Raw genomic sequence first — 24,878 nt, 5'->3', positions numbered from 1 at the left:
TGCCCTGTATTAAAAGAACGTAATGCGGCTCAGCTCCATATCCAGCGCGCTGCGTACCAGAAACTCCGTGGGATACGGCTGCGTCAGAATTTGTCCGCGAATTTCAAACTGTAGCGTGTTATAGCTACCCTGCCGGGCTTCATCGAGCAAGGGCGTGACCCTGAGTGTGGCGGCGTTCAGCCGGGGTTCGAAACGGATAATGGCGCGCCGGATCGCCTCGCTGATATCGTCCCACTTGTGCTCATACATAAAGCTGCCCGCCAGCGGCGGCAGGCCATAGTTGAGCACTGACGCCGCCGCCTGCGGATAGCGCCGGGCGTCGATGTCACCCTCGTGGCTAATGGTATTGAGCAAAAAGGAGAGATCCCGACGAATGATCTCCTTCAGTTGTACCGGCGTGACGCTGATATCCCGGTCAATTTTCTGATACGGAGCATTGTCACACAGCCGATCAAACAGCGTAGGCAGCAGGTGGTTAGCGGGTGTAAAACGAGACGTGCTCATGCGCCATCGTTTTCCTGAGCATGAAAGGTACAATGGGTCATGTCCAGCAGGCTGATATCGCCGTGGCTGGTCAGCCACACTTTCTGCCCCAGCGCTCGCACGGTGGTTTCGCCGGGGCCGTCCTGCCAGGCGGTTTCCCGGCACAGACGCAGGGCGTCAGATGCACTTTCCGAACCGCTGTAACGGGTAAAGAGCCAGGCACCGTGCGTATCGCCATTCACCAGGGTGATATTAACGGGTTTCCACAGCAGATCGGTCAGGCGCGTCGGTTGCGGCGATTCCAGCGAGCGTATTTGCGAAAACGGTAGCCAGATATACACGCCGCCGGTGACCAGCTCAAGTACCGGGCCAAGGCGGGAATCGCTGTCGCTCGCCCAGTCAAATGCGCCGCCGTTCCACTGCCCGCCCGTGTCTGTTATGGCTTCCAGTGCGGTATTACGGTGTTTATCAACCTCACCGGTATCGTCATGACAGGCGAGTGCCGCCAGCAGTGACTCCACCCAAACGGGCTGCGGCAGAAGAAAACCGGGTCGTTGTTCACCCTGAAAAACGGTGTGGCGGAACATTTCGCAGCAAACCAGCTCCCGGTACAGCCGGGCCTCCTGGGTATAATTTGCCTCCATCCTGGCACAGAGCTGAAGCTGGTGTAGCGCCCGCGCCCAGTCTCCGGCCACACACAGCAACTGAAACAGGCTGTGGCGGCAGAGCGCCTTCGCCGGATTTTCCCGAACCTGCTGCTCCGCCATCTGAATCCCCTCCGCAATAGAGTATTCCTGTAGCAGCGCGGACAGGGTAGCAGGAAGCGTGTCAGTTTTTTTCATGGGCGGTATTTCCATTTTTCTGTGTCGGAGTGATTCGGTAGTGGCTATCGATGCCAATAATACGATGCTCGCGGCGGGTCAGATCGGGCAGTATCTCGCTATGTGCGGTTTTCCCCCCCATTTCCGGCGAGAGCAGTTGTAGGATATCGGGCATTGATTCCATCGCCAGCCAGTGCATTTCACCCTCACCGGTCGTGTCCAGCGTATCCAGAATGGCATCAATACCGGGCGCGCCTGCCACCATATCCTGTAACGTGTCGGTATCGCCCTTTTTATCGTATAACGACGTCAAATCCTGGGTGACAGCGTCTTCATTTCGGGGAAACGGTTTAGGACGGAGGGGCTTTTCCTGCCCGGAGGGCCGCAAGGCCTGCTGATATTCCTGGTAAAGCTGGTGTAGCGTGCTATCCGCTTCATGGCCGGTGTAAGAGGGCGCGGTTTCCCGGACGGGAATAATATCGAACGGGTTCTGCGGATTGAGCTGTTGTTGTTTAAACCAGTCCAGATCCAGGTACTCAGCAACGGATTCAGATGACTGAACCAACTGAGGAAACGAAACATCGGGACGGGACTCATCATTGGTGCGGGCAAGGCACCAGGATGACAGACCCCATTCAATCGTATCTCCATCATTCAGCCGCATACGGTGATGAGGTTCCATCACCTGCTCATTGACGGCACAGCACAGTTCATCCGAGTGATTAACAATCCACCACGCCTCTTCGTGGCGAACAAGACTGAGCGCGATATCGTCTTTCCCATGTTGCTCAAAAAGCGGAATGTAGGGGGCGGCGGCAGTAAATACGATGTATGTCCCTGCGGGATACTGTGCGTTATCCGTTATACCCTGCGACTGTATTTTCCGTAATTCCCACATGTCTTGTTTCATTATGTCCCTTAAATGTATTTATTTTTCTGGAGGAAACGTTTAGGGAGTTTTAATTCATAAATAATTTTAACTAAATTCATAGGGAGTCATTATTGATGACACCCTTTTTATTATTTTCGTCGTGAATGCATTGTTGTATGCATAGATGTCTTTTTTGAAATATTATTTCTTTTAATTCTGTAATTGCGATTTTTATCTTGTTGTTCATTGATTATTTAATATTAACGGCTTGGTTGCTAATTAGTCCCTGATCTGTATCATTGTTTTGTTTCGATATTTTGTCGAACATTTTAATAAAGAATTGTTTATATATTCATGTGCATTGATGCATTATTTTTATGAATTTTTATGTCACAAGGCATAACAAATGGAAACTCCTGTTTCACGCAGTGCGTTATATGGAAAACTGGCCGGCCCACTATTCCGGTCGCTGGAATCGGCAACGGCATTTTGCAAACTACGCTCTAATCCCTGGGGTGAGCTGACTCACTGGCTGCACCAGTTAACACAGCAGCCCGATAACGATATTCTCCACGTTCTTCGGCATTACCAGATCCCTCTTTCTGATGTGGAGAAAGCGTTACTCCGGCAACTGGATATGCTGCCCGCCGGGGCCAGCGCCATTAGTGATTTTTCTCACCATATCGATCTCAGCGTTGAAAAGGCCTGGATGCTGGCGAGCGTCCGTTACGGCGATAACAAAATTCGCAGCGGCTGGTTGCTGCTGGCCTTGTTGACCACGCCAGAACTGCGTCGGGTACTGAGCAGTATCTGCGCGCCGCTGGCCACGCTTCCGGTTGATGAACTGACGGAAATACTGCCCTCGTTGATCGAAACATCGCCGGAAGCGCAGGAGCGCCCTTACGACGGCTCCGGTCTGGCATCAGCCATTCCCGGTGAAAGCAGCCAGGCGATTCCCAACGGCGTGCAGGACGGTAAATCCGCGCTGGCAAAATACTGTCAGGACATGACGGCACAGGCGCGCGACGGCAAAATCGACCCGGTGACGGGGCGTGAGCATGAAATCCGCACCATGACGGATATTCTGCTGCGCCGTCGCCAGAATAATCCCCTACTGACTGGTGAGGCGGGCGTCGGAAAGACGGCGGTCGTCGAAGGTTTTGCCCTCGCGATTGCGCAGGGGGAAGTGCCGCCCGCGCTGCGGGAAGTACGGCTGCTGGCGCTGGACGTTGGCGCTCTGTTGGCCGGAGCCAGCATGAAAGGCGAGTTTGAATCGCGTCTGAAAGGGTTACTGGAAGAGGCCGGGCGCTCGCCGCAGCCGGTTATTCTGTTTGTCGATGAAGTTCACACTCTGGTGGGCGCGGGCGGCGCATCCGGCACGGGCGATGCCGCTAACCTGCTGAAACCGGCGCTGGCGTGCGGCACCCTGCGGACTATCGGCGCCACCACCTGGAGCGAATACAAGCGCCATATTGAGAAAGATCCGGCGCTGACCCGTCGTTTTCAGGTGTTGCAGATTGCCGAGCCGGAAGAGATCCCCGCAATGGAAATGGTGCGTGGTCTGGTGGATACGCTGGAAAAACACCATAACGTACTGATTCTGGATGAGGCGGTACGTGCGGCGGTACAGCTTTCTCACCGCTACATTCCCGCCCGGCAGTTGCCGGATAAGGCCATCAGCCTACTGGATACCGCCGCGGTCCGCGTGGCGCTGACGCTGCACACGCCGCCTGCCAGCGTACAGTTCCTGCGTCAGCAGCTAAAAGCGGCGGAAATGGAACGGTCGCTGTTGCAGAAGCAGGAAAAAATGGGGATTCAGTCAGATGAGCGGTGCGATGCGCTGACGGCGCGAATTTTCTCGCTCAACGATGAACTGACTGCATCCGAATCCCGCTGGCAGCGGGAGCTGGAACTGGTACATACGTTGCAGGAACTGCGTGTCGCAGAGTCTGATGCTGATGACAAAACCACGCTGCAACAGGCCGAAACAGCGCTAAGGGAGTGGCAGGGCGACGCGCCGGTGGTGTTCCCGGAAGTCAGCGCGGCGATTGTCGCGGCGATTGTCGCCGACTGGACCGGTATTCCTGCCGGGCGCATGGTGAAAGATGAGGCCAGCCAGGTGCTGGAACTGCCTGCCCGACTGGCGCAACGCGTTACCGGGCAAGACGGCGCGCTGGCGCAGATTGGTGAACGTATTCAGACCGCCAGGGCGGGACTGGGCGATCCACGCAAACCGGTGGGCGTGTTTATGCTGGCCGGGCCGTCCGGTGTCGGTAAAACCGAAACCGCGCTGGCGCTGGCGGAGGCTATCTACGGCGGTGAGCAGAACCTGGTAACCATCAATATGAGCGAGTTCCAGGAGGCTCACACCGTTTCCACACTGAAAGGCGCGCCGCCCGGCTATGTGGGCTATGGCGAGGGTGGTGTGCTGACGGAAGCGGTGCGTCGTCACCCCTGGAGCGTAGTGCTGCTCGACGAGATCGAAAAAGCGCACCATGACGTCCATGAACTCTTCTATCAGGTGTTTGACAAGGGCGGGATGGAGGACGGTGAGGGAACACATGTCGATTTCAAAAACACCACGCTACTACTCACCACCAATGTAGGTTCCGACCTCATCAGCCAGATGTGTGAAGATCCGGCCTTAATGCCCGATGCTACGGGGCTTAAAGAGGCGCTAATGCCGGAATTGCGCAAGCATTTCCCGGCGGCATTTCTGGGCCGCGTGACGGTGATCCCTTACCTGCCGCTGGATGAAACGTCGCGTGGCGTGATTGCCCGTCTGCATCTTGACCGGCTGGTGGCGCGGATGGGTGAACAGCACGGGGTGACGCTGACGTATAGTGAGGAACTGGTCGCACATATTGTGGCGTGCTGTCCAATGCATGAAACGGGCGCGCGGTTGCTGATTGGCTACATCGAACAGCACATCCTGCCACAACTGTCGCGCTACTGGTTGCAGGCCATGACGGAAAAAGCCGCTATCAGGCAGATTGATATCGGCGTTAATGGTGATGAGCAGATTGTTTTTGAGACAACCTCGCAGGAGGGAATATGCCAAAAGAGTTAAGTGGTGCGCAGTGGGTTTATGGCGTGACTAAGTTTGTCGGCGGAAATACAGATAAACCCCACTGGTCAATTGATGGGCATTAAATATGACATTACGTGACCCGGCGTTATTGACTCCTTTGCTAATGATGTTCGCTTTCAGTGTTCATGGCGAACCGCCTTTACCACAGGATGTGCAGCATTTTCTGAGCAATGCAGAGATGTGCCAGCATCTGGCCGGCGAATGGGACAGTTCTTTACCGGAAGAGGATAAAAAAGACATAAAAAAGGGCATTAATACCTGGTGCCCTCCGGCGAAAAAAGCACTTCCTGGGTTACGGGAAAAGTACAAAGAAAACAAAGAGATTATAAAAAAACTCTCTGAGTATGATTTTTAAAAACTGTACCGGTATACCGCTCCCCTTGCGGCAACCAGTTGACTAAAAAGGAAATGAAGGATTATGGCTATCAACAATAGCGCGCAGAAATTCATCGCGCGCAACCGCGCGCCGCGCGTGCAGATTGAATATGACGTAGAGATTTACGGTTCCGAGAAAAAAATCGAGCTGCCGTTCGTGATGGCGGTGCTGGCCGATCTGGCCGGGAAACCGCGTGAAGAACTGCCGCCGGTGACGGATCGCAAATTCCTCGATATTGATATTGATAACTTCAATGAGCGCATGAAAGCCATTGCGCCGCGCGTGGCGTTCGCTGTGCCGAATACGCTGACGGGTGAAGGTCAGTTGATGGTCGATATCACCCTGGAAAATATGGACGACTTTTCGCCGGCACAGATTGCCCGCAAGGTGGACGCCCTGAACCAGTTACTGGAAGCCCGCACTCAACTGGCGAACCTCCAGACCTACATGGATGGCAAGGCCGGGGCGGAAAATCTGGTCAATAAACTGTTGCAGGACCCGACTCTGCTGAAAACGCTGGCGAATGCGCCGAAATCGGCCGCTACCCAGCAAGGTGTGTCAGCGGATAATGAATCAGCGGAATAATGTCGAATTTTTAAGGAATTTTCATGGCAAACAGTAATATGCAGGCAACCGACGCGGTTGCTCAGGATACCGTCTCCGCATCCGGTGAATTTGATGCGTTGCTGAATCAGGCCTTCCGACCCAAGACTACCCAGGCGGCAAAAGCTGTGGAAGCCGCGGTGTAGACGCTGGCGCAACAGGCGCTGGCGAACACGATCACCGTCAGCGATGACGCCTATAAAAGCATCAGCGCTATTATTGCGCAGATCGACTTTAAACTGACCGAACAGATCAAACTGATCCTGCAACATCCCGACTGGCAGAAGCTGGAATCCTCGTGGCGCGGTATGGAGCATCTGGTTTACAACACCGAGACCGACGAAAAGCTGAAAATTCGCTTCATGAATCTGTCAAAAGATGAATTGCGGCGCAACATGAAGCGTTACAAGGGCACCGCCTGGGATCAAAGCCCGATGTTCAAGAAACTGTATGAAGCCGAATACGGCCAGTTAGGCGGCGAACCTTATGGCTGTATCATTGCGGATTACTACTTCGACCATACACCGCCCGATGTGGATCTGCTTGGCTCTATCGCCAAAGTCGCCGCGTCGGCCCATGCGCCGTTTATTGCCGGGGCTTCCCCCTCGGTACTGCAAATGGACTCCTGGCAGGAGCTGGCGAATCCCCGCGACCTGACCAAAATCGTCACCCAGAACCTGGAATATGCGCCGTGGAACTCGCTGCGGGCTAGCGAAGACTCCCGTTATATTGGCCTGACGATGCCGCGTTTTCTTGCCCGCCTGCCGTATGGCGCAAAAACCAACCCGGTGGACGAGTTTGATTTTGAAGAAGATGCGGATGGTTCTGACCATACCAAATACGTCTGGAGCAACGCGGCCTACGCGATGGGCGTAAACATCAACCGTTCCTTCAAACACTACGGCTGGTGTACGTTGATTCGCGGTGTGGAATCAGGCGGTGCGGTGGAAAATCTTCCCTGCCATACCTTCCCGACTGACGATGGCGGCGTGGACATGAAATGCCCGACCGAAATCGCCATCTCTGACCGCCGCGAGGCTGAACTGGCGAAAAACGGTTTTATCCCGTTGATCCACCGTAAAAACTCAGACTATGCCGCCTTTATCGGCGCACAATCGCTGCAAAAACCACAGGAATACTACGATCCGGACGCGACGGCTAACGCTAACCTGTCCGCCCGTCTGCCGTACCTGTTCGCCTGCTCGCGCTTCGCGCACTTCCTCAAATGTATCGTCCGCGACAAAATCGGTTCCTTTAAAGAGCGCGAGGATATGCAGCGCTGGCTAAATGAATGGATTATGAATTATGTCGACGCCGATCCGGTGAACTCCTCGCAAGAAACCAAAGCCCGTCGTCCGCTGGCTGCCGCGGAGGTAGTGGTGGAAGAGGTGGAAGGCAATCCAGGTTATTACGACGCGAAATTCTTCCTGCGTCCGCATTTCCAGCTTGAAGGGCTGACAGGATCGCTGCGCCTGGTGACAAAACTGCCGTCAGTGAAGCAGGGCAATGCCTGATGCATTTATTTTGTGAATGTATAAATAATATCAGAGGATATTAAGAGAATATATGCCATATGTTTATGCTAATGCAAAGGCTTTACAGGATACAGAAAAGGTAGGAAACCACCATCAGTGTGTTGAACTTATTCAACACTATATACGAGTAGGACAAGCGAGTACATGGCAGCAAGGGGCCGCAGTATTTGGAAACAAAAACATTGAAGTCGGGACAGTTATCGCTACTTTTGTGAATGGGCGATATCCGAACCACAATAGTGGCAACCATGCTGCATTTTTTTTGGGGCAAGATACTGGCGGGATATGGGTGATGGATCAATGGAAAGATGATATCGCAAAACCCCGTGTGTCCAAACGTTATATAAGAAAGTTGCATAATGGAAGTGTTCGTAGTGACGGGACTTATATAAGGATGAGTAATAATGCAGAAGCCTATTTTATCGTTGAATAGCACCTGTATTGTCGGGGGCATTCTGTGGTTACTTCCGGTAATAGTTGTTCATGCCGATGAGATTGTCTGCCCTGCGGTTATTCATTTTTCTCAGGCTCCAATAATTTCCTCAGCGGAAGGATGGAATGTCTCATCCCGTGCAGCGCGTATGTTGAATGATGGTGGTTTTCTTTCGTCTGGCGATCCCAAAGAGCAGGCAGATCTGAAAGGTGAAGATGCAGTCGTTGATGGGAAAAAGGGGCACCTGTGGGAGATAGACCCAGAGGATAATCGCCGGGGGATCTGGTTCTCGTGTAGTTATGGACAGTGGGCTGTTCTGCTTGCCAGAAAAGTTCAGGGAACGGTTGCGACATGCTGGAGCCCGGATGTCTTACCGGCGAAATTGATTTGTAAATAAAATATATAATCTTTATATGAATACTCTGATGCCAGAATACGCATAAAAGATGCCTGTTAATGTTTAAGATTTATTCGTGAAGTAAATACTTCAATAATATTGGCAGCGGAAAAAGACAGCCTTCTGTTCTCCTGAAATTACGGGGAAGGGGATTCTGTACGGCAACGGTTTATTTCTGCGCAAATTATCAGGATAAACCAGGTTTATTTTAAGTAAAACTTAATAAGGATATAAAAATGGCTTATGACATTTTTTTAAAAATTGACGGCATTGATGGCGAGTCAATGGATGACAAACACAAAAATGAAATTGAAGTACTGAGCTGGCGCTGGAATATTCATCAGGAATCCACCATGCACGCCGGTAGCGGCCTCGGCTCCGGTAAGGTCTCCGTCACTAATCTGGATTTTGATCACTATATCGATCGCGCCAGCCCGAACCTGTTCAAATACTGCGCCTCCGGCAAGCACATTCCGCAGGCCATTCTGGTTATGCGTAAGGCTGGCGGCAATCCGCTGGAGTACCTCAAGTATACCTTCACCGACCTGATTGTCGCCGTGGTTTCCCCGAGCGGCAGCCACGATGGTGAAATCGCCTCCCGTGAAACGGTCGAGCTTTCTTTCAGCACTGTGAAACAGGAATACGTGGTGCAGAACCAGCAGGGCGGCAGCGGCGGCACTATCACCGCAGGTTACGACTTCAAGGCGAACAAAGAAATTTAACGGCTGTTTTTCCGGCCAGATTTATATCTGGCCGGATTTATTGTTTTGATTTTAAAGGAATTTACAGTGAATGAATGGCGTAACCCCACTCGGTGGTTATGTGCGGTAGCTATGCCTTTTGCACTGCTCCTGCTTTCCGGATGCGGCAGTAGCGATGCGTTACCTGACCTCGAATCACAGCGACTCGACCTGAGCGTGAAAGCCTCCGATAAGGTGAATCCTGACAATCAGAAGAAGGCCGCGCCCATTGAGATACGTGTTTATGAACTAAAAAATGACGCCGCTTTCACGACAGCTGATTACTGGTCGCTCCATGACAACGACAAATCCGTCCTTACCGACGATTTAGTGCGTCGCGACAGCTTTATTTTGCGTCCCGGCGAAGAGAAAAAACTGCGTCGCCCGCTGAATGCGCAGACCACGGCAATCGGCGTACTGGCCGGATACCGTAACCTGGCCAAATCGGTCTGGCGGGTAACCTACAAAATCCCGGAAGCCCCGGAAAAAGCCTGGTACAGCAGCTTCATACCGGGGAAAGGAAAAGTGCAGTTGGAGGCGGAACTGGAACAAAGCGCCATTGTAATTACGGAACGGGATAAATGAATTATGAGCTGGAATGACCGCGTAGTCTGGAGTGAAGGACAATTTTTACTGCCGCAGATGTTTCAGCAGCAAGAGCGTTATCTGGAACACGTCATGCATTACCGCAGCCTGCCGCTGACTCCCTTTTTCTGGGGATTCAGCCACTACAATATTGATGGCGAAGCGCTGAACATCGGTAAACTGATACTGAAAGAGGCATCAGGGATTTTTCCTGACGGCACGCCGTTTAACGCACCGGACCACACCCCGCTGCCGCCGCCGCTGACCATCCTGCCGGAGCACCTGAACCAGCAGATTTGTCTGGCGGTACCGGTACGCGCGCCGAACAGCGAAGAAACCACGTTTGACAATAACCCGGAATCACTGGCGCGTTTCTCGGTACATGAACACGACATCCGCGACGCCAACTCGCTGGGACGTGGCGCGCAGTTATTACAGCTCAGTCATCTGCGCCTGCGGCTGCTGCCGGAAAAGGCGGTGACGGGCGCCTGGATTGGCCTGCCGTTGACCCGCATCACCGGGTTGAACCCTGACGGGCGGATAGATATCGACCACGACCTGATCCCGCCCATCATTAATTATCAGGCCAGTTCACTGATGTGTACCTGGCTGTCGTGGATCAACGATCTCATCCGGATGCGGGCCGATTCGCTGGCGGAACGGCTGACCGGCAGCGACAACCACGGCCATGAAGCAGCGGAGGTCTCCGATTACCTGCTGCTGCAAATTCTCAATCGCTTTGAGCCGCTGCTGACTCACCTGGCGAAAACCCCGCTGGCCCCGGAAGTGTTGTATCGCTACCTGTCCGAACTGGCCGGGGAACTCTCCACCTATGTGCGTCCACAAACGCGACGGCCCGCTGAATACAAAGAGTACAAACACCTGACGCCCTATGCCGGGTTGAAATCGCTGGTTGATGAGGTGCAGTTCCTGCTGAACGCGGTACTGATCCGGGGCGCGCAGCGCATCGAGCTGAAAGAGGGGACTTACGGTATCCTGAATGCGGTGGTGGCCCCTTCCGATCTTGCCGATTTCAGCACGCTGGTACTGGCGATAAAGGCTTCAATGCCGACCGATGTGCTACTGCAACATTTTGCCGCCCAGACCAAAATCGGGCCATCCGATCGCCTGCCGGAACTGATCCGCTCGCATCTGCCGGGGCTGGCTTTGCAGGTTCTGCCTGTACCACCGCGCCAAATCCCGTTTCAGGCCGGATACATCTATTACGACATCCGCCGCGAGGGAGCATTGTGGGAACACATTGCCCGTTACGGCGGGATGGCCATGCATACCGCCGGGGAATTTCCGGGGCTGGAGACAGAACTGTGGGGAGTGCGCGATAAATGACAGACAGTACCCTGACGCCGCCAGCGGCGGACATGATGTCCTTTTTGTCCACCACGCCGGAACATAAGGACAGTGAATATGAAACGCCGGTACACACCAGCCAGCGCACGGAACTCAATGTCATCGTTGAAGACGGTCCGGACAGCAAACTCCGGCTGGCTGAAATCAGCGCGGCGGCTAACCCGTTGCTCGCCGCTGCCCGGCCTTTATTGTGCGCTCTCGCAGCCATGCCCGCTAAACTGGATGCGGCCCTGGTAGAGCCTTACCGTAATCTGCTGGTACGCGAGATGCATCTGTACCAGACATTATGCGATCAGGCGAACCTGCGGCGCGAGCACGTACTGGCGGTACGTTACTGCCTGTGTACGGCGCTTGATGAAGCCGCCAATAACACAACCTGGGGGCGGCGCGGCGTCTGGGCCGGAAAAAGCCTGCTGGTAACATTTCATGGTGAAAGCGAAGGCGGGATAAAACTTTTCCAGATCATCGGGCGTCTGGCGGCCAGCTTCCAGGAACATGGCAACGTACTGGAGGTTATCTACCACCTGCTGGGGCTGGGATTTGAAGGCCGCTACAGCGTGCAGCCAGACGGGCGTAAGCAACTGGACAATATTCGTCAGCAACTGCTGACACAGCTTTCACAGCGTCGCGATCCGGTCATGCCCGCGCTCTCGCCTGACTTTCAGGGGGCGATAAGCGGACGACTGCGGCGGATGCGCCGGGTGCCGGTCTGGCTGAGCGCCGGGATAGCCCTGTTGGCGATGCTGACGCTGTTTGGCCTTTACAGCCACCGGATGGATGTGCAGACCGTCACCGTACAACAGCATATTGATGCGATTGGTATAAAACTGCCGCCGCCCGTGCCGGTTCATAAGCTGCGGCTGAAAATCCTGCTGGCAAACGAAATCGCCCGTGGCCTGCTGACCGTGGACGAAGATGACCAGCACAGTAGGGTGGTCTTCCGTGGCGACGCCATGTTTGTACCGGGACAAAAAACGGTGAGTGACGCAATCCGGCCAGTGATTAACAAAGCGGCGCGGGAAATCGCCCGCGTGGGCGGCGCAGTCACTGTAACGGGTCACACTGACAGCCAGCCCATTCATTCGGCTGAATTCCCATCCAACCTGGTGCTATCGGAAAAACGGGCGGCGGAAGTTGCGGCGTTGCTGACCTCCGGCGGCGTACCTGCCGGACGGGTACATATCGTCGGCAAGGGCGATACGGTGCCGGTGGCGGATAACGGCAGTAAAGCCGGGCGGGCGAAAAACCGTCGGGTGGAAATTCTGGTAGTGGAGTGAATGAATGATAAAAAAATCGACCTATGATGTGTCTCATCATTCGGCAATATGTGGCGTGACGGGGGATTATTATCGGATCTCAGCGACATATCACATAAAACGATCTATCCGTGTTTTTTTGATCATCTTATGTTGCCTGTTACCCGGTGGCGTTTTTGCCGGGTCCCTGATTAACGCAGGATTAATTTCCCCCGATAATGTCAACCTCAGTATACGGGATTTTCTGGGGTTTTATGCCAGTGATAACTTACAGGAAAAAGATAATACACTGATGTATGTGTTGGGGGTAGCGGATGCCACAGAAGGTAAGACGTGGTGTGGATATGGTCAGGTTGACAGTATAACAATAAACCATACTGTGCTGGCCTGGCTTGATCGGTACTCTGTGAAAAAGCCTGATGCAAGAGCTTCGGTGCTGATAGAGGAAGCATTAGTTAAAAATTTCCCCTGTCAGGGGACTGAACCCTCCGTAAAAATTGCTTCCCGGTCATCTCCTGTGTTATCCCTGACGCCGGATGCGCTTAATCTTTCAGGTAATGACTTTTTTAAATTTTGGGTATCTGGTAATCAACTGGATAAACTCAGGGCGGGTATCTATCTGCTTGGCGTGGAGGATGCAACGGAGAAAAAACTATGGTGTGGATACGATTTATTTAAGACGCTAACATTAAATGAAATTGTCTATGTTTTCTTAAAAATAAAACACATAAAGAACTTAATTCTCGCGCGGCTGAGCTTATTATGGATAAATTAATTAAATATTCATGTGATACAGGAGTTAAAAAATGAAACCTTTATTCTCAGTGCTAAAGTCTAATCATAATTCATCATCTTTTGAAAGTCCTGATTTTGTTGATTCGAAAGATTTCTATGCAGGCATTGGTTATGACCAGGGGAAACTTGGTGCTCAGTTTGAAAATACCTGTGCGGCCCGTATGAGCGTGGCATTAATTAAATCAGGTGTGAAGTTTAAAGGCCGTCTTCTCCCGATAAAAGAGGGCAAGTGGAAGGGCCGGAGCATTGAAACAGGCGCTAAAAATCTGGCAGATATACTTTCGCAGGCAACTGTTTTCGGTAAACCTGCGGTCTGGCGTGATCCGACTAAATTTCAGACAGAACTGGGTAATAAAAAAGGTGTGGTCTTCTTCTGGAAAATTGATGGATATAATGGTGGGAGTGGTAGTCATATCGATCTGATTGAGCCGACCAGTGCCGGGGCAGTATGTCATTCACACTGTTATTTTTCCTGTAAGCAAATTTGGTTCTGGGAATTACGCTAAAATTCTGAAATTCCGTTCGTGTGATTTGAGTGAAATGGAATGTAATAATGCCGGAATTCTGAAGGGTTGAGAGACGAAAACACACGTTCAGGGTCCGTGAAGTATTTTTGACTTCCGGATTTATTATTTTTCAAGAGCTTTCTATATTTTTTTTAAATTAATTACGGTAACGGGAGATTGTTTTCTGGTCTCAGCGCTTTGCTGTTACTGATTATTGGGTGGCGAGTCGAAATATAATGCAAAAATTTCTCAGTCTGCTTTTTTCCCGGCGCGCGCTGGCGATTGTGGGCGTTCTGGTTCTGGCGCTGCTGGTCTGGTTTGTCGGGCCGCTGGTGTCATTTGATACCCTGCGCCCGCTGGCCTCCGTGGGCAGCCGGGTGGTGACCATTGCCCTGTTGCTGATGTTGCTGGTACTGTGGCTGGTCAACTGGTCGATGAGTATCATCGGCATCAGTGTCCTGTGCCTGGCGATTGGCTTCGTCACACCGCTGCTGGCCCTGGGCGATGTCCATCCGTTTGCGCCGCTGTGGGTCCGCCTGACCCTGATTGGTTTCATCCTGCTGATGTACGCGCTGTACGGCCTGTACCGGCTGTGGCGTGCGCTGCGTATGGATGAACAACTGCTGCGTCGCTTCCTGCATCCGCGCGGGGAAGAGGTACCGGTGGCAGGCGAGATCAAAGCCGACCTGCGCACCGTCAACCATATTGTCACGCAGGCCATCCGGCAGCTGCGGCAGTTGCGGGTGGATATGCCTGGCTGGCGTAAAATCTTCGAGGGAAAACGCTTTCTGTATGAGCTGCCGTGGTTCATGGTGGTCGGCAGTCCCGGCGACGGCAAAACCACGGCCCTGCTGAACACCGGATTGCAGTTCCCGCTGGCGGAGCAAATGGAGCAGACCTCGCGCATCCTGACAGTGCCGGGTGGCGGCACGCTACACTGCGACTGGTGGTTTACCAACGAAGCGGTGTTGATTGATACCGCTGGACGCTACGCGCGCCACGATGACGGCGGCGAAGCGAGCGCCGCGCAGCGCAACGCCGGAGAGTGGCAGGGCTTTCTCGGTCTGCTGCGTAAACATCGCCCCGGCGCGCCGCTTAACGGCGTGATCCTGACGCTAAACGTAGCGGATTTAACCGCACAGCCACCGGCGGAACGCCTGGCGGCCTGCGCCGCTCTGCGGGCGCGACTGGCAGAACTGCGCGAGACCCTGGGGATTCGCTTTCCGGTCTATCTGGTGGTCACTAAAATGGATTTGTTGCCGGGGTTCAGCGAGTATTTTCGTACGCTGACCAGCCATCTTCGCGCACAAATCTGGGGCTTTACGTTGCCGTACAGCCGCAGGCGAAAAACGGGCGACCCGCAGGCGCTGCATGCCGCCTGCGCGCAGGAGCTGGCGCGCCTGACGCTGCGGCTGGATCAGGGACTGGATACCCGGTTACAGGAAGAGTACGACCTTAAAAGCCGCCAGCGGCTGTATACCTTCCCGCGTGAGTTCGCCGCCCTCGGCGAGCCGTTGCTGGAGGCTATTGAACAGATCTTCCTCGATTCAAAATTCGATGCCACGCAACTGAATAACACGCTGCGCGGGGTGTTTTTCACCAGCGCCGCGCAGGCGCAGGCCGACGCCGTGGCCGACCAGTTGAGTATCTGGCAGCGCTTTGTCCGGGCGATAAAAACCACCCGTGGCGAATCATCCGCCTCTCTCCCACACGCTCTGCCGGACGGCAACCGCAGCTACTTTCTGCATGACCTGCTGACACAGTTTATTTTCCGTGAAGCGCACCTGGTGGAGCCAAACCTCCAGTGGGCCTGGCGTTACCGCCTGCTGCGCCTCGGCGGGCACCTGCTGGTACTGGTGCTGGCATTCCTGTTGTGGCAGGGGATGCAGACCAGCCAGCAGACCAACGGCGACTATCTGAATGAAATCAGCGCCCGCGCGACCCGGCTGGACGGTGATGTGAAAGCCTACACCGGTAAACCGGCGATGGCTCCCGTCCCGGCACTGCTGGACAGCGCAAGGGAACTGTCCGCCTGGCCGACTGGACCCGGACGCGCCGCCGCTGACCTGGCGCTACGGCCTGTACAGCGTACCGCCGGTAACCGACAGCGTGGCGTCGCTGTACAACCGTCTGCTGGATCAACTGCTGCTGCCGCCGCTGGTGAAACGGATGGAGTATGTGCTGGCAGACGCCATTGCCCGTCAGGACAGTAAAGCTGCGTATGATGCCCTGCGCATCTATCTGCTACTGAATCTGGATAAAGATCACGAAGATAAATACAACGCGGCGGAGATCCAGTCGTGGGTGATTAACGATCTGGGGAACAGCGACAGCGTGGCCGGGTTTGGCGGGCGCGCCGCCGTGCTGACGCATATCGAAGCGCTGTTTGACGGCAGCCGGGTGGTGCATTCACCGTATGAGAAAGATGAGGCGCTGATCCGCCAGGCGCGGGCATTCCTCGACGGTCACACCAGTACCGAGCGTATCTATGCGCGGGCGCTGGCGGTGATGGAGAGCGAAGCGCCGCAGGAGTTCACGCTGGTACGCGCCGTCGGCGCGGATGCGGGAACGGTGTTTGTGCGTAGCAACGGCGCGCCGCTGGATCGGGGCGTGCCGGGTATTTTTACCCGTGAAGGTTACCGGGAGCTGTTCGACAAACGATTACCGGAATTTGTGGCGACGGCGAACGATGGCTGGGTGATGGGCCGGGAGAGTACGCCAAAAAAGCTGACTGACAGCCTGCGCAGCCAGATACCGGGGCAGGAGCAGTCTGTCGCCCGCGAAGTCCGCCGTTTGTACCTGACGGAATATGCCCGCCGCTGGCAGGATTTTCTGGACAGTATCCATAGTATCAACAGTGCCGGGGAAGAGGGCAGTTCCGGCCTGGCCTATGATTTACAGGTGCTGCGCACCCTGGCGTCGCCGGACTCACCGCTGATGCGGCTGGGAAAAGCGGTGGTGGAGCAGACCACGCTGGTGCCGCCGCCGGACCCGCAGGCCAGACAGAAACAACTGGCGCAGCGCGCGTCCGGTAACGCGGGGAAAGTGGTACAGACGGCAAAACTGTTCCAGGATATTCACCCGGAAGAGCGGCTGGAAAAAACGCTGGTGGATGACCGTTTCGCCGCGCTGCGCGAGGTCATTGCCGGGCGGACGGACGGCGGACAGAGCGGCGGTGGGACGATGCAGATCGCTTCGCTGCTGACCATGCTCAACGAGTATTACACCCAACTGGCCATTGCTGACAGCGCGCTGGCGGCGGGGACGTTGCCAGCGCGCATTACTGCCGCAGACAAGTTGCAACTGGAGGCGGCGAAACTGCCTGCGCCGCTGAAAAACATCCTGCTGGATCTGACGAAGCAGGGAACGCGCAAAATCAACGCCGGGACCGGCGATGTGCTCAACACCCAGATGGAGGCGATGATGGGCGACGACTGCCGTGACGCCATCGACGGGCGCTATCCGTTCGCCGATAGTCCGCAGGAGGTCAGCGCCGAGGACTTTAACCGCATCTTCGCCAGCGGCGGCGTACTGGATGCTTTCTGGAGCAAACAACTGGCTCCGCTGGCGGACACCGCCAGCGACCCGTGGCGCTACAAACCGACCGAAGGCAACATGACATTGCAGGGGCCGGATTTAACGCCGTTTCAGCAGGCGAAGCAGATCCGCAGCGTGTTTTTTAACAGCGAGGGCAGGAAAAAATTTTCCTGGTCGATGCAGATTAGCGTGGTGGATATGGACCCGGCCATCACGGAACTGGTGATTGATATCGATGGTCAGGTGCTGCGCTACGCCCATGGTCCGGACCGGCCCCTGAAAGTGACGTGGCCGGGACCGCGCAACGGCTCGATGGCGGAAATCACCGCCAGCCCGCGTATTCGCCAGGACACCTCAACGCTACTGACCGGCGGGCCGTGGGCGCTGTTTCATCTGCTGGACGCCGGAAAGGTACAGGAAACGGCGGTGCGGGGGCGCCAATTGGTGGAATATGATTTTGACGGTCGCCGGGTGGTGCTGGAAATCACTGCCGGGCGGGATTTTAACCCGGTCAGCCGGGAGCTGTTGCAGAACTTCAGTTGTCCGGCGAGGGCGTTGTAATGCGCCGGCCAGCGGTGGTATCAGCCCCGGCGATGTTCGGCAGGTTGCCGGACCAGCGCGACTATGTGCGCTGGCGGGTGGGCGCTGAAGAGGGACGAATATGGCAGGACTGGCTGAACCGCCAGACATGGGTGGGCAGCGGGCGGCATATCGTGTTGCCGGAAGGCCAGACGACCGATGAAGAGCGTGACGGCTGGATGCACCTGTCGCCGCGTGGCGAACATGATATGCCCGCGCCGGAACACCATCCGCTGCCGTGGAGCTTTGTGATGTCGCCGGGATTTTTGCCGATGGGTGGGACGACTGACTGGCTGACCGGAGTGCTGATGGCGTCACGGGATAGCGTGGGACGCCCGTGGCCGCTGGTGATTTACCAGCGCTGCGGTCGGGAGTGGCTGGACGAGAGTTTGCAGGAGACGCAGGGCTGGCTGTACTGGCTGGCGAGGCTGGCGGCGCAGCATATCACGCCGGACACGATGCGGCGCGGGCGGCTGACGGAGCAGGTGGACCAGCTATGGGCGATGTGGCAGCCGGGGCCGTGGTGGGCGCAGTGGCTGCGCGGGTTACGACGTACATCGCAGCGCAGCTGGGAACTGACCGGGCTGCCGGATGAAGCACCGGTAGTAGAACTGCCGGGCGTGCGTTATCTGCCGTGGCCGGGCTGGCCGGGCAAGACGCTGGGGCAGGCAACACCGGGGCAAGGCTGGTTCTGGCAGCAGAACAGTGAAGGGCGGTATGTGGATGCGCTGCGACTGGCGGAGAAATAATGAACATGGTGGTTTTAAAAACATCTGCTAAGGAATGAAGAAATGGGTAATTATGATAAAGCGTGTAATAACACAGAGGCGGTAAGGTTTATTCAAAAATATAAGAATGATTGTGAGATAATCGCTAATCAACTTGAAGTGCCAGTGGAGTTTATACTGGCGGTTGCAGCAAAGGAAAGTCGTTATGGGCAGGGAAGGATTGCAACTGAATATAATAATTTTTTTTCAATGCATGGTCCGGCACCATTGCAGTTGAGTAAAGTTCATCCTCAGGGAAGTCACGACGTGTGGGTTGCCACCTATACGTCTTTTTTAAATTGCGCGAAATCATTCGCCATCAGGTTTGGTAGTGCAGTCAGAAAGATAAACGATCCTAAAAAATTTGCACAAGCATTGATTGAGTCACGATTTAATTCAGGTAAAAGTAGTAATGGAGGACATACCGGATACGCCAGTGAACTGGTGGCTATGATTGGTATGGTTAAGCGGAGAATGGCATGTTCAGTAAAATAGTGTCATTGCTTTTGTTTACTATTTTATCCGTGAGCAGTTATGCCCAGGTTCTTGTATCAAATATCCCGGTGTTTGATTTGGCTAAATTAAATCAGGAAGGGCTTGCCGAGACACAGGCTCAGGCATTATTGGTTTTATCATTAAAAAATAAAAAATATAATATTACATTGCCTAGCGTTTTTATGGACGAGGCCTTAAAAAATGATCAGGGTAAGCCATTTCATTCTGGATATTATAGCTTTGGTGTGGGCTATGACTCTCCTTCTGTTGGTGCTACGGATATCTGGGGATTATTTTCCGTCAGTCCGAAAACAGGTGATATCTGGGAAGAATATTCATGTGAGAGAATATCATTTCCGGCGCTACAAAAAATACAACAAGAAATAATGAAAAAAACTGGCGCGACATTTGCCAGTGAAGTGGTGCAACGGCGAGGGCTGGGCTGTACAGATGAATAGCGGGGTAGTTGGATCTACCGGGCATACGTTACCTGCAAGGGCAAGGCTGGCGGAGAAATAATGAGCATGGAGGTTTTAAAAACATCTGCTAAGGAATGAAGAAATGGGTAATTATGATAAAGCGTGTAATAACGTGGGTGCGGTAAGATTTGTCCAGGAGCACATGAAGGTTTGTGAGATAATTGCAAAAGAGCTTGACGTACCGGTAGAGAATATACTGGGTCTTGCTGCTGCCGAAAGTCAATATGGTACAGGTCGTATTGCCAGGGGATATAATAATTACTTTTCTCTCCAGGCTCCTGCATCATTTCAGTCAGGTCGGGTTCATCCAAAGGATAGTAACAAAACTTGGGTGGCTATTTTTTCTTCGTTTTCAGTTTGTGCGCGATCTTTTGCTGTCAAGTATGGTGACGCTGTTCGGGGGAAAAAAGATGCTCTGGTCTTCTCTGAAGCTCTGGTAGCTGCTGGGTTTAATTCAGGATCTCATATTACTGGTGGTACGGATAATTACGCCAGGATAACTGCTGGAATAATTATTATGGTCGGGCGGAGAATAGCATGCCCCGTAAAATAATGCTTGTTTTTTTTCTCTTTATATCTGAGTTCTGTTATGCCCAAGCGGTTGTATCTGAATTTAATTTGTCAGATATAAATCGCGGTGGAATGACGAAAGCACAGGCAGAAAAACTACTCATTATTGCACTTAAATATCAAAAATATGATTTATCGCTGGATGGCGTTTTTGTTGACGGTGATTTGCAGGATAAACACGGAAATCCTCCCCATCCGGGATATTATGATTTTAGCCTTGGCTATGATACACCGACTGCCGGAGCAATAGATTATTGGGGGCTGTTTTCAGTAAGTTCTCAAACTGGTGATATATGGGAAATAAATAAATGTGAGAGAATTATATTTCCGCAGTTGCAAAAAATACAACAAGAAATAATGAAAAAAACTGGCGCGACATTTGCCAGTGAAGTGGTACAGCGCCGGGGGCTGGGCTGTACAGATGAATAGTGGGATAGTTGGATCTACCGGGCATACGTTACCTGCCAGGGCAAGGCTGGTTCTGGCAGCAGAACAGTGAAGGGCGGTATATGGATGCACTGCGGCTGGTGGATGAAAAAAATAGAGGTCAGATGCTGTGAAAAAGTACGCTGTAGAGGTTCTGTTTATGTCTGCCTGTGCAGGAATGTTCCTGCCCGTATTTGCCTGGGGCGGAACAGATGTAAACATTGATAACCCGCTGGCGGAGTGTGTGGATATCCATCCCGTTCATCGTCAGGAAATGGATAACCTTACCATTCTGAAAACAACGGTCACACTGAAAAAAAGTACCGGTGAATGTGGCTGTTTCTCAGCATTAATCAGCTATACCAGCTTACTGGCGCAGGATGTTGAGGGTTACGGACGCGGAAGTGCATATTCCCTTCAGGAGGGGAATATCTCACTGGCGAAGATGCAGGGACGTTATCCTTTCAGCTTTGTATTATCGGTGGATAACCAGTCTGTACGGGATCAGAAGCTGGCGCTAATGATACGTTGTACACCACCGCTGTAATACACAGAATAGTCAGGGAGAAGATGATGGCAGTAAGACTGACTTTTGACGGGCAAAAGCTGACATGGCCTGGTATCGGGATATTTAAGGCGACCACGGGGTTACCGGATTTACAGTGGCCAGATAAACAGTGTGTGCCGGATGCGGCGATACCGGAAGGGAATTATAAATTGTTTATTCAGTTTCAGGGGGAGGCACCGATAAGAAATGCTGCGGATTGTGATCTGGGACCATCATGGGGCTGGAGTACCATTCCGCGAGGCCAGGCTGCCGGAACATGTGAGATATACTGGGCGAACTGGGGATATAACCGTATCCGGCTGGAATCAGCGGATGAGAAGACCCGAAAAGCCTGTGGGGGCAAGCGGGGTGGTTTTTATATCCATGATTCCACCAAAGGTTACAGCCATGGTTGTATTGAAGTGGAACCGGTGTTTTTCCGTATTCTGAAACAGGAGACGTAAAAAGAAAATGGTGAAAAGATATTTACGGTTAATGTTAAGTATGTTTCTGGTCAGCAAACGAATGGTGGAACAAAACAATAATACCGTTAAAACCGGATCAAATTATCGTGTCTGAACGTGCTGTGGTTGACAATGATTACAATGGTGGCCAGATAAGTAACGAGCACCAATGATAAAGTATATGACTGGCGGTGTGCTGGTTATTAATCAAATTTTTATAAAATGCAATGCGAATCTGGTAAGCGTAATAAAAATAAAATCATAATATTGTTATATTCATTTCCTTATTTATGTAATTCAGTATTTATGTTATGTGCTAATTTTTGTGTTTTTATTTTCATGGCTCTTGTCAGCAATATACCCTGTTCTTCTGGTAAATATTTAAATATAACAGGCTGGTTGCATTATAAAGTGCGGGGCACTGTTTCCTGACGGTGAGTCTATTTATTTTAATCCGGTATTAAAGGAGTCACTACCATGAGTTTTGTATCCACAAATAATAAATCCGGTATGGGAGGGCTGACGACAACCACGCCGCCGATAACCGGAGAAAGTGGCGGTGTCACCGCAGATTCAGTCGCCGGAAGCGTGGCAGATGCGGCAGAAGCCGCCGTGGAACAGGCTGCGGGATCGCTGTTTGGCGCATTGCCGGAGCCATCAGGACTGGTGAAAGCCGCGGTGGCAGCGGCGCAGGCTGCCGCCGCTGCAGGTATGGCGCAGGATGCGGTATCGGCCATCGTCTCTGCTGTTGCAGGCGGGCCGGGGGCGCATAATGTGACGGTCAGCGGCAGCGCCGTACCGCCGGGCGCATTACTGTTCGCCAGCCTGGACGGCGGCGAAACATTAAGTGAACTGTTCAGTTATGTGGTACAGCTAAAAACGCCCGACACCCTGAATCTGGGCTATGTCTCCCCGGCGGCCAACCTGCCGCTCAAACCGATGGTGGGCAAAGATCTGTGCGTCAACATCGAACTGGATGGTGGCGGTAAACGACATATCAGCGGGCTGGTCACGGCGGCGCGGGTGGTGGGCCATGAAGGGCGTTCGGTTACCTATGAGCTGCGTATGGAGCCGTGGGTAAAACTGCTGACCCATACCAGCGACTACAAAGCATTCCAGAATAAAACCGTGGTGGATATTCTGGATGAGGTTCTGGCGGAATACCCCTACCCGGTGGAAAAGCGGCTGGTGGAAAGCTACCCGGTACGCACCTGGCAGGTGCAGTACGGTGAAACTGATTTTGATTTTCTTCAGCGACTGATGCAGGAGTGGGGCATCTACTGGTGGTTTGAGCACAGCGAGGACAGCCACACGCTGGTGCTGGCGGATGCCATCAGCGCCCACAAAGCATGTCCGGACTCGCCGCTGGTCGAGTGGCACCAGGAAGGGCTGAAGCTGGACAAGGAGTTTATCCACACTATCACGGCAAACGAGAGTCTGCGGACTGGCCAGTGGGTGCTGGATGATTTCGATTTTACGAAGCCACGTTCATTGCTGGCAAACACCGTGGCAAACCCGCGTGAAACCGGTCATGCCACCTACGAGCATTATGAGTGGCCGGGAGACTACTTCGACAAGAGTGAAGGCGAGATGCTGACGCGCATTCGTATGGAAGCGCAGCGCAGCCCCGGCAGTCGGGTGCTGGGGGGAGGGAATATCCGCACACTCATGACCGGTTATACCTTCACGCTGGAAAACTATCCCACCGCCGAAGTCAATCAGGAATACCTGCTGATGCAGACCTTGCTGTTTGTACAGGACAACGCGCAGCACAGCGGGCAGGACCAGCACTTTACCTTTTCCACCCGTTTTGAACTGCACCCGACCCGTGAGGTGTTCCGCCCGCAGCGGACGGTGAGCAAACCCCACACCAAAGGGCCGCAGAGCGCCATCGTCACCGGCCCGGCGGGCCAGGAAATCTGGACGGATCAGTACGGGCGGGTAAAGGTACAGTTTGGCTGGGATCGCTACGGCAAAATGGATGAAAACAGCTCCTGCTGGATACGCGTCAGCTACCCATGGGCGGGCAAAGGCTTCGGGATGATCCAGATCCCGCGTATCGGCCAGGAAGTGCTGGTGGATTTCAAAAACGGCGATCCGGATCTGCCGATCATCGTGGGGCGTACCTACAACCAGGACACCATGCCGCCGTGGGGACTGCCGGGAATGGCGTCGCAGAGCGGGATCTTCAGCCACTCGCTGTATGGCGGGCCAACGAACGGCAACATGCTGCGTTTTGACGACAAAACGGGCGCGGAGGAAGTGAAGTTCCACGCGGAAAAAGATCTCAACACCACGGTGAAGAATAATGAAACGCATACGGTTATGGTGGATCGCACTAAAACCATTATTAAAAATGAAACCAACAGTATTGGTGAAGACAGAAACACCACGGTAACGAAGAATGACGGCCTTTCCGTAAAACTGGCGCAGACGATCAATATCGGCACCACTTATCGTTTAGATGTTGGCGATCAATTCACACTTCGCTGCGGCAATGCGGCGCTTGTTTTACATAAGGACGGCTCCATTGAGTTTTGTGGCAAGCAACTGATGTTGCATACCAGCGATGTCATGCAACTGATTGGTAAAGGTATTGATATGAACCCGGATGGCGGCACAGCCGTAACCGCCGATGATATTGCCCCCCTTCCCACCTCTGAGTGATCTGAATTAAACCTGGAGTTCTCATGGATCGACCATACCGCATACAGGAAGGGTGTTTTGTCCTGCCTGAAACATTTACGGATCGCAGCGTCAATATTTTTATCCTGGAGGGCAATGAACGAACATCGCCCAGCCTGAATATTTCCCGCGATACGCTAAAACCTGATGAAGACCTGCCCGCCTATATTGACCGCCAGATTGCGCTGATGAAAAAAAATCTCGGTCAGCACCGGGTATTGTCGCGAGCGCCTGCACAGGCAGGAACGGGCAATGATGCCCTGATGGGGGAACAAATTGCCGCCACCCATAAATCCGGGAAAACGGAAGTGTACCAGCGTCAGGCCGGGTTTATTGCAACCCCTGGCAAGGTACTAGTCTTCACCCTGACCAGTCCCCGTCCTTTTGATGATAAAGCAGACCTACTCTGGAACACCTGGCTGGCAGGCTTTCAGCCGGATAAAAACGAATAATCACACGGAGGTGTGAC

The 24,878-nt window shown here is 53.4% G+C and carries 21 protein-coding genes and 5 pseudogenes; 23 read left to right on the top strand and 3 right to left on the bottom strand.

Annotated elements, in window-relative coordinates; translation table 11 throughout:
- Positions 1 to 9: 9 nt before the first annotated feature.
- The 3 genes from tssE to tagK are packed head-to-tail and all read right to left on the bottom strand — an operon-like array spanning position 10 to position 2,214.
- Complete coding sequence (gene tssE / locus AAYN39_RS03330; RefSeq protein ID WP_000108006.1) at positions 10 to 504, bottom strand: type VI secretion system baseplate subunit TssE; 495 nt, start codon at positions 502 to 504, stop codon at positions 10 to 12.
- Positions 501 to 1,325: a type VI secretion system accessory protein TagJ gene (locus AAYN39_RS03325; RefSeq protein WP_000750542.1), complete on the bottom strand. Its 825-nt coding sequence runs from the start codon at positions 1,323 to 1,325 to the stop codon at positions 501 to 503. The genes tssE and AAYN39_RS03325 overlap by 4 nt, the downstream gene beginning before the upstream one ends.
- Complete coding sequence (gene tagK / locus AAYN39_RS03320) at positions 1,312 to 2,214, bottom strand: type VI secretion system-associated protein TagK (RefSeq protein ID WP_000806676.1); 903 nt, start codon at positions 2,212 to 2,214, stop codon at positions 1,312 to 1,314. The genes AAYN39_RS03325 and tagK overlap by 14 nt, the downstream gene beginning before the upstream one ends.
- Positions 2,215 to 2,581: 367 nt before the next feature.
- Here tagK and tssH point away from each other — a divergent pair, with 367 nt between their 5' ends.
- From tssH to AAYN39_RS03205, 23 genes and pseudogenes are all read left to right on the top strand, one after another.
- Complete coding sequence (gene tssH / locus AAYN39_RS03315; protein WP_000449770.1) at positions 2,582 to 5,245, top strand: type VI secretion system ATPase TssH; 2,664 nt, start codon at positions 2,582 to 2,584, stop codon at positions 5,243 to 5,245.
- A gap of 85 nt (positions 5,246 to 5,330) precedes the next feature.
- Positions 5,331 to 5,621 (top strand): hypothetical protein, encoded by a 291-nt coding sequence (locus AAYN39_RS03310; RefSeq protein WP_000175184.1) that lies wholly within the window; start codon positions 5,331 to 5,333, stop codon positions 5,619 to 5,621.
- Positions 5,622 to 5,684: 63 nt separating this feature from the next.
- Positions 5,685 to 6,227, top strand: coding sequence for a type VI secretion system contractile sheath small subunit (tssB, locus tag AAYN39_RS03305; protein ID WP_000996818.1), 543 nt, complete (start codon positions 5,685 to 5,687; stop codon positions 6,225 to 6,227).
- Between the two features lie 23 nt (positions 6,228 to 6,250).
- Positions 6,251 to 7,759, top strand: a pseudogene (tssC, locus tag AAYN39_RS03300) (type VI secretion system contractile sheath large subunit).
- A 52-nt stretch (positions 7,760 to 7,811) separates the two neighbouring features.
- Positions 7,812 to 8,213 carry a BPSL0067 family protein gene (locus AAYN39_RS03295; protein ID WP_001147174.1) on the top strand — a complete coding sequence of 134 codons (402 nt, stop codon included), beginning with the start codon at positions 7,812 to 7,814 and terminating at the stop codon, positions 8,211 to 8,213.
- Positions 8,185 to 8,610, top strand: coding sequence for an STY0301 family protein (locus AAYN39_RS03290; RefSeq protein WP_001171575.1), 426 nt, complete (start codon positions 8,185 to 8,187; stop codon positions 8,608 to 8,610). The genes AAYN39_RS03295 and AAYN39_RS03290 overlap by 29 nt, the downstream gene beginning before the upstream one ends.
- Positions 8,611 to 8,846: 236 nt before the next feature.
- Positions 8,847 to 9,332 carry an Hcp family type VI secretion system effector gene (locus tag AAYN39_RS03285; RefSeq protein WP_000312802.1) on the top strand — a complete coding sequence of 162 codons (486 nt, stop codon included), beginning with the start codon at positions 8,847 to 8,849 and terminating at the stop codon, positions 9,330 to 9,332.
- A 66-nt stretch (positions 9,333 to 9,398) separates the two neighbouring features.
- On the top strand, positions 9,399 to 9,935 hold the full coding sequence (gene tssJ / locus AAYN39_RS03280; protein ID WP_001007105.1) for a type VI secretion system lipoprotein TssJ: 537 nt from the start codon (positions 9,399 to 9,401) through the stop codon (positions 9,933 to 9,935).
- Between the two features lie 3 nt (positions 9,936 to 9,938).
- Positions 9,939 to 11,282, top strand: coding sequence for a type VI secretion system baseplate subunit TssK (gene tssK, locus AAYN39_RS03275; RefSeq protein WP_000118732.1), 1,344 nt, complete (start codon positions 9,939 to 9,941; stop codon positions 11,280 to 11,282).
- The gene (tssL, locus tag AAYN39_RS03270; protein WP_000132484.1) at positions 11,279 to 12,580 is read left to right on the top strand and encodes a type VI secretion system protein TssL, long form; all 1,302 of its coding nucleotides are present in this window, start codon (positions 11,279 to 11,281) and stop codon (positions 12,578 to 12,580) included. The genes tssK and tssL overlap by 4 nt, the downstream gene beginning before the upstream one ends.
- 4 nt (positions 12,581 to 12,584) lie before the next feature.
- Positions 12,585 to 13,369: pseudogene (locus AAYN39_RS03265) on the top strand (Rap1a/Tai family immunity protein).
- Positions 13,366 to 13,860: a T6SS effector amidase Tae4 family protein gene (locus AAYN39_RS03260; RefSeq protein ID WP_000803074.1), complete on the top strand. Its 495-nt coding sequence runs from the start codon at positions 13,366 to 13,368 to the stop codon at positions 13,858 to 13,860. Before AAYN39_RS03265 ends, AAYN39_RS03260 begins: the two are co-directional and overlap by 4 nt.
- A 236-nt stretch (positions 13,861 to 14,096) precedes the next feature.
- A pseudogene (gene tssM, locus AAYN39_RS03255) lies at positions 14,097 to 17,958 on the top strand (type VI secretion system membrane subunit TssM).
- Entirely contained in the window at positions 17,958 to 18,725 is a 768-nt protein-coding gene (locus AAYN39_RS03250; RefSeq protein WP_001254133.1) for a TagF domain-containing protein, read from the top strand. Before tssM ends, AAYN39_RS03250 begins: the two are co-directional and overlap by 1 nt.
- Before the next feature lie 42 nt (positions 18,726 to 18,767).
- A complete protein-coding gene (locus tag AAYN39_RS03245; RefSeq protein WP_000528840.1) occupies positions 18,768 to 19,238 on the top strand; it encodes a glucosaminidase domain-containing protein in 471 nt (156 codons plus the stop codon).
- Positions 19,223 to 19,696 (top strand): hypothetical protein, encoded by a 474-nt coding sequence (locus AAYN39_RS03240; protein WP_000491744.1) that lies wholly within the window; start codon positions 19,223 to 19,225, stop codon positions 19,694 to 19,696. The genes AAYN39_RS03245 and AAYN39_RS03240 overlap by 16 nt, the downstream gene beginning before the upstream one ends.
- Positions 19,697 to 19,799: 103 nt before the next feature.
- The gene (locus AAYN39_RS03235; protein ID WP_000528845.1) at positions 19,800 to 20,270 is read left to right on the top strand and encodes a glucosaminidase domain-containing protein; all 471 of its coding nucleotides are present in this window, start codon (positions 19,800 to 19,802) and stop codon (positions 20,268 to 20,270) included.
- Complete coding sequence (locus AAYN39_RS03230) at positions 20,255 to 20,716, top strand: hypothetical protein (protein ID WP_001674711.1); 462 nt, start codon at positions 20,255 to 20,257, stop codon at positions 20,714 to 20,716. Before AAYN39_RS03235 ends, AAYN39_RS03230 begins: the two co-directional genes overlap by 16 nt.
- 35 nt (positions 20,717 to 20,751) lie before the next feature.
- Positions 20,752 to 20,847 (top strand): annotated as a pseudogene (locus AAYN39_RS03225) (cytoplasmic protein); the annotation flags it as partial.
- A complete protein-coding gene (locus AAYN39_RS03220) occupies positions 20,844 to 21,260 on the top strand; it encodes a DUF2195 family protein (protein WP_000759645.1) in 417 nt (138 codons plus the stop codon). The pseudogene AAYN39_RS03225 and the gene AAYN39_RS03220, both read left to right, overlap by 4 nt.
- A 23-nt stretch (positions 21,261 to 21,283) precedes the next feature.
- Positions 21,284 to 21,805, top strand: a pseudogene (locus AAYN39_RS03215) (DUF2778 domain-containing protein).
- A 396-nt stretch (positions 21,806 to 22,201) separates the two neighbouring features.
- A complete protein-coding gene (locus AAYN39_RS03210; protein ID WP_000011527.1) occupies positions 22,202 to 24,391 on the top strand; it encodes a type VI secretion system Vgr family protein in 2,190 nt (729 codons plus the stop codon).
- A gap of 23 nt (positions 24,392 to 24,414) precedes the next feature.
- A complete protein-coding gene (locus AAYN39_RS03205) occupies positions 24,415 to 24,861 on the top strand; it encodes a DcrB-related protein (protein WP_000375832.1) in 447 nt (148 codons plus the stop codon).
- The last annotated feature ends 17 nt before the right edge of the window (positions 24,862 to 24,878 follow it).

Origin of the sequence: Salmonella sp. K21076, from assembly GCF_039650795.1 — a bacterium.
Lineage (GTDB): Bacteria > Pseudomonadota > Gammaproteobacteria > Enterobacterales > Enterobacteriaceae > Salmonella > Salmonella enterica.
This window is presented reverse-complemented; position numbering and strand designations above follow the sequence as displayed.

Bases quoted from the DNA above. Each gene is read 5' to 3' on its own strand.
- AAYN39_RS03290 (WP_001171575.1), top strand. From the start codon at position 8,185: ATGCAGAAGCCTATTTTATCGTTGAATAGCACCTGTATTGTCGGGGGC.
- AAYN39_RS03250 (WP_001254133.1), top strand. From the start codon at position 17,958: ATGCGCCGGCCAGCGGTGGTATCAGCCCCGGCGATGTTCGGCAGGTTG.
- tssE (WP_000108006.1), bottom strand. From the start codon at position 504: ATGAGCACGTCTCGTTTTACACCCGCTAACCACCTGCTGCCTACGCTG.
- AAYN39_RS03260 (WP_000803074.1), top strand. From the start codon at position 13,366: ATGAAACCTTTATTCTCAGTGCTAAAGTCTAATCATAATTCATCATCT.
- AAYN39_RS03235 (WP_000528845.1), top strand. From the start codon at position 19,800: ATGGGTAATTATGATAAAGCGTGTAATAACGTGGGTGCGGTAAGATTT.
- AAYN39_RS03285 (WP_000312802.1), top strand. From the start codon at position 8,847: ATGGCTTATGACATTTTTTTAAAAATTGACGGCATTGATGGCGAGTCA.
- tagK (WP_000806676.1), bottom strand. From the start codon at position 2,214: ATGAAACAAGACATGTGGGAATTACGGAAAATACAGTCGCAGGGTATA.
- tssK (WP_000118732.1), top strand. From the start codon at position 9,939: ATGAGCTGGAATGACCGCGTAGTCTGGAGTGAAGGACAATTTTTACTG.
- AAYN39_RS03295 (WP_001147174.1), top strand. From the start codon at position 7,812: ATGCCATATGTTTATGCTAATGCAAAGGCTTTACAGGATACAGAAAAG.
- AAYN39_RS03205 (WP_000375832.1), top strand. From the start codon at position 24,415: ATGGATCGACCATACCGCATACAGGAAGGGTGTTTTGTCCTGCCTGAA.
- tssB (WP_000996818.1), top strand. From the start codon at position 5,685: ATGGCTATCAACAATAGCGCGCAGAAATTCATCGCGCGCAACCGCGCG.
- AAYN39_RS03230 (WP_001674711.1), top strand. From the start codon at position 20,255: ATGCCCCGTAAAATAATGCTTGTTTTTTTTCTCTTTATATCTGAGTTC.
- tssH (WP_000449770.1), top strand. From the start codon at position 2,582: ATGGAAACTCCTGTTTCACGCAGTGCGTTATATGGAAAACTGGCCGGC.
- AAYN39_RS03245 (WP_000528840.1), top strand. From the start codon at position 18,768: ATGGGTAATTATGATAAAGCGTGTAATAACACAGAGGCGGTAAGGTTT.
- tssL (WP_000132484.1), top strand. From the start codon at position 11,279: ATGACAGACAGTACCCTGACGCCGCCAGCGGCGGACATGATGTCCTTT.
- AAYN39_RS03310 (WP_000175184.1), top strand. From the start codon at position 5,331: ATGACATTACGTGACCCGGCGTTATTGACTCCTTTGCTAATGATGTTC.
- AAYN39_RS03325 (WP_000750542.1), bottom strand. From the start codon at position 1,325: ATGAAAAAAACTGACACGCTTCCTGCTACCCTGTCCGCGCTGCTACAG.
- AAYN39_RS03240 (WP_000491744.1), top strand. From the start codon at position 19,223: ATGTTCAGTAAAATAGTGTCATTGCTTTTGTTTACTATTTTATCCGTG.
- AAYN39_RS03210 (WP_000011527.1), top strand. From the start codon at position 22,202: ATGAGTTTTGTATCCACAAATAATAAATCCGGTATGGGAGGGCTGACG.